The 3,171-nt window shown below is 74.0% G+C and carries 3 protein-coding genes and 1 pseudogene; all 4 read left to right on the top strand.

Annotation, left to right across the window (positions count from 1 at the left end; genetic code table 11):
• Positions 1 to 716: pseudogene (locus tag NX801_RS30500) on the top strand (L-aspartate oxidase); the annotation flags it as partial.
• A gap of 2 nt (positions 717 to 718) precedes the next feature.
• On the top strand, positions 719 to 1,735 hold the full coding sequence (gene nadC / locus NX801_RS30495) for a carboxylating nicotinate-nucleotide diphosphorylase (RefSeq protein ID WP_258791211.1): 1,017 nt from the start codon (positions 719 to 721) through the stop codon (positions 1,733 to 1,735).
• A complete protein-coding gene (locus NX801_RS30490) occupies positions 1,735 to 2,541 on the top strand; it encodes a type III pantothenate kinase (protein ID WP_258791210.1) in 807 nt (268 codons plus the stop codon). Before nadC ends, NX801_RS30490 begins: the two co-directional genes overlap by 1 nt.
• Positions 2,542 to 2,636: 95 nt before the next feature.
• Entirely contained in the window at positions 2,637 to 3,023 is a 387-nt protein-coding gene (locus NX801_RS30485) for a hypothetical protein (RefSeq protein WP_258791209.1), read from the top strand.
• Positions 3,024 to 3,171 lie beyond the last annotated feature (148 nt).

Raw genomic sequence — 3,171 nt, 5'->3', positions numbered from 1 at the left:
CTGCCGGCGCCGAGGCGCCTGCCGCCGGTGTGCCCGCGCCCGCCGGTGCCGGGTCCGCGCCCGGCGGGATCGGGTCCGCGCCCGCGCCCGCCGGGTCCGGGCCGGAGGCGCTCGGGTCCGCCGGGCCCGCCCCGGAGGCGCCCGGAACCGCCGGGTCCGTCCCGGAGGCTTCCGCCACCCCGGAGGCTTCCGCCGTCCCGCCGGCCCTCCCGCTGCTCGACCCGGCCGTCCGGCCGCGTATCCAGCAGATCATGACCGCCGGAGCGGGGGTCCTCCGCTCGGCCGGCAGCCTCGCGGAGGCCGCCGCGCGGCTGGAGGAGATCCACGCCGAGGCCCTCGCCGCCGCCGGCGCCCCCGCCGCCGGTCCGCCCGCCGCCGGGGTGCCGGATCCGGCCACCGCCCCCGCGCCTTCCGGCCTTTCCGCCTCGCCCGGCCCTTCCGGGTCCACCCCCTCCGGTCACAAGGCGGCCGAGCCGGGTGTGGACGCCTGGGAGACCACCAATCTGCTCTGTGTCGCCCGGGTCCTGGTCGCCGCCGCCCGCCGCCGCACCGAGACCCGGGGCTGCCACTGGCGCGAGGACCACCCGGACCGGGACGACTCCGGCTGGCGCCGCCACCTGGTCGTACGCCTCGCCCCGGACCGCACCCTGGACGTGATGGCCACCGAGCGCCAAGACTTCCCCCCGACCGACCTCGCAGCACCCAGGGAGCCGTAACCGTGAGCACGCCCGAAGAACGTCCGGAGCCCGTGGACGTACCCCTGATCCAGATCGGCGCGCCCGCAGCCCAGGGCGGCTGCGGCGACGGCTGCGGCTGCGGCGGTGACGAGGAGGCGTACGAGTGCGGGCTCGACCCCGCCCTCGCCGCCCTGCTGGTCAACGCCGGGCTCGACCCGGTGCTGGTCGAGGACGTGGCCTACCGCGCCATCGAGGAGGACCTGGACGGCGGGGTGGACGTCACCACCGCCGCCACCGTCCCGGCCGACGCCGTGGCGACCGGCGACTTCACCGCCCGGGAGGCGGGGATCGTCGCCGGCATCCATGTGGCCGAGGCGGTGCTCTCGGTGGTCTGCGCCGAGGAGTTCGCCGTCGAGCGCCATGTGGCGGACGGCGACCGGGTGGCGGCGGGGCAGAAGCTGCTCTCGGTCACCACCCGCACCCGCGACCTGCTCACCGGTGAGCGCAGCGCGCTGAACATCATGTGCCGGCTCTCCGGGATCGCCACCGCCACCCGAGCCTGGGCCGACGCCCTGGAGGGGCACAGGGCGAAGGTCCGGGACACCCGCAAGACCACCCCCGGACTGCGCGCCCTGGAGAAGTACGCGGTCCGCTGCGGCGGTGGCGTCAACCACCGGATGTCGCTCTCCGACGCCGCCCTCGTCAAGGACAACCACGTGGTCGCGGCGGGCGGGGTGGCCGAGGCGTTCAAGGCCGTACGGGAGGCCTTCCCGGACCTGCCGATCGAGGTCGAGGTGGACACCCTGCACCAGGTCCGCGAGGTGCTGGAGGCGGGCGCCGACCTGATCCTGCTGGACAACTTCACCCCCGCCGAGACGGCCGAGGCGGTGACCCTGGTGGCCGGGCGGGCCGCGCTGGAGTCCTCGGGCCGGCTGACCCTGGAGAACGCCGCCGCCTACGCCGCCACCGGCGTGGACTACCTCGCGGTCGGCGGGCTCACCCACTCCTCGCCCATCCTGGACATCGGTCTCGACCTCCGAGAGGCGGACCGGGTCTGATGCTGCTCACCATCGACGTCGGCAACACCCACACCGTGCTGGGTCTCTTCGACGGCGAGGAGATCGTGGAGCACTGGCGGATCTCCACCGACGCCCGCCGCACCGCCGACGAACTGGCGGTGCTGCTCCAGGGGCTGATGGGCATGCACCCGTTGCTCGGCGCCGAGCTGGGCGACGGCATCGAGGGCATCGCGATCTGCTCCTCGGTGCCGTCCGTCACCCATGAGCTGCGGGACGTCACCCGCCGCTACTACGGGGACGTGCCGGCCGTGCTGGTGGAGCCCGGCGTCAAGACCGGCGTGCCGATCCTGATGGACAACCCCAAGGAGGTCGGCGCCGACCGGATCGTGAACTCGGTCGCCGCCGCCGAGCTGTACGGCGGCCCGGCGATCGTGGTCGACTTCGGCACGGCGACCACCTTCGACCCGGTGAGCGCGCGCGGTGAGTACCTCGGCGGCGTGATCGCCCCGGGCATCGAGATCTCGGTGGAGGCGCTGGGCCTCCGGGGCGCGCAGCTCCGCCGGATCGAGCTGGCCCGGCCCCGCAGCGTGATCGGCAAGAACACCGTGGAGGCCATGCAGGCGGGCATCGTCTACGGCTTCGCGGGCCAGGTCGACGGGGTGGTCAGCCGGATGCGCCGGGAGCTGGTCGGCCCGCACGGCGACCCCGCCGACGTCACCGTCATCGCCACCGGCGGGCTGGCCCCCATGGTGCTGGGCGAGGCCGCCGAGATCGACGAGCACGAGCCCTGGCTGACCCTGATCGGCCTGCGCCTGGTCTACGAGCGCAACGTCTCCCGCATGTGACCTCCCCGCCGGGGCGCGCGGCCCGTCCGCCGCGCCCCGGCGGTCATCCCGTGAGCCTCTGCCGGTCAGTGTCGCGCTCTGCGACGGTGGGGTGCATGGATCCCGCAGAGATCGAAGGTCACGAGCGCCAGGGCCCGATCGACACCGTTCCGCTGGCGAAGGCCGGTGCGCAGTTGGAGGCCATCGCGCGGTACGTCTCCCAGGCCCGCGAGGAACTCGACCGCATCGAGGTACCCGGCTACTCGCCGATCGCCGACCCCCATGACGCCCAGGAGTTCGCCTCCCAGGCCCAACAGCTCTACCTGACCGACGACTCGGGCAAAGCTGTCGCGGTCGTCGTCTCCCCGGCGGTGCTGGAGGTGCTGGAGGACGCTCTCGCCCTCGCCGGCAACGAACTGCACCGGCTGCGGGGCACCGACAACCCGGTGGTCATGACCGTGGAGGAGATGCGCGCCCATCTCAAAGGGCAGATGACGTCATGAGCCAGGTCATCTGGCAGGAGAAGGCGCGCAACGCCATGTCCGGGTTCGTCAAGAACGACCCGGGCGGCGCGAATCAGGTACTCGACAGTGTCAACCTGCTCATACGCGACCCCCGGCCACCCGGCGCGCATCGGTACGGCCCGGACGA

The organism is Streptomyces pyxinae (genome assembly GCF_024756275.1).
Taxonomy (GTDB): Bacteria; Actinomycetota; Actinomycetes; order Streptomycetales; family Streptomycetaceae; genus Streptomyces; species Streptomyces pyxinae.
Note: the sequence above shows the minus strand (reverse complement) of the source record. Positions and strands in the feature narration are given on the sequence as shown.

Excerpts from the sequence above, each read along its gene's own strand:
- NX801_RS30490 (WP_258791210.1), top strand. The coding sequence starts at position 1,735 with ATGCTGCTCACCATCGACGTCGGCAACACCCACACCGTGCTGGGTCTC.
- NX801_RS30485 (WP_258791209.1), top strand. The coding sequence starts at position 2,637 with ATGGATCCCGCAGAGATCGAAGGTCACGAGCGCCAGGGCCCGATCGAC.